Here is an 864-nt window from a genome sequence, read left to right as displayed (position 1 = left end):
CCACGGTCATCGCCGGGGCGGACGTGGAAGGCACCTCGACCGTCGACGGCGGAGCCACGGGCGGCTCACCCGTGGGCGGAGTGCCGGTGCCGGTGGCCGTGTTCGTCACACCACCCGCATCGATGTCCGCCTGCGTCACGACATAGGTCGCCTCGCACGTCACCGACGCACCCGGCACCAGCAGTGCCGCTTCGTCCGGACAGTCGATGACCGGAGCCGACCCTGTGCCCGTGAACGCCGTCTCCGTCACCTCGACATCGGTGAGCGTCACGTTGCCGCTGTTCGTCGCGAGGAACGAGTAGGCGATGGTCTGTCCTGCGGCAGTGATCTCGGTGAGGTCCGCCGACTTCACCACGGTGAGGGCCGGGGCCGGATCACCGGGGATCTCCACCGTGGAGGGCGGGGACACGGGCGGCTCGAGGTCTCCGGGCGGTGTCCCGGTCGCGGTCGCCGTGTTCGTGAGCTGCCCGGCATCTACGTCGGCCTGGGTGAGGGTGTAGACCGCGGTGCAGATGACCTGCGCGTCGGGCGCGAGCGATGCGATCTCCGCCGGGCACTCGATGACCGGCGCCGGCCCGGATCCGGTGAACGCCGTCTCCGTCACCTCCATATCGGTGAGCGTGACGTTGCCGGTGTTCGTGACCACGAACGTGTAGGTGATCTCCTGGCCGACGTCGTAGTCGGCCGCGGTGTTCGGGTCGGCGGACTTCACCACGGTCACACCGGGTGTCTGCACGGCGGGGACCTCGACGGTCGACGGCGGAGACACCGGAGGCTCGAGGTCTCCCGGCGGGGTGGCGGTCACCGTGGCCGTGTTGGTCACACCACCCGCGTCGATGTCCGCCTGGGTCACGACGTAGGTCG

At 69.9% G+C, this 864-nt stretch carries 1 protein-coding gene; it reads right to left on the bottom strand.

Translation table 11 applies throughout. From position 1 onward, the window contains the following. On the bottom strand, window positions 1–864 hold an 864-nt coding region (locus tag AC07VM_RS18910), incomplete at both ends, for a DUF7507 domain-containing protein (protein WP_494912776.1).

The sequence above is a fragment of the Microbacterium sp. GW821-FHT01D02 genome (genome assembly GCF_059422585.1).
This window is presented reverse-complemented; position numbering and strand designations above follow the sequence as displayed.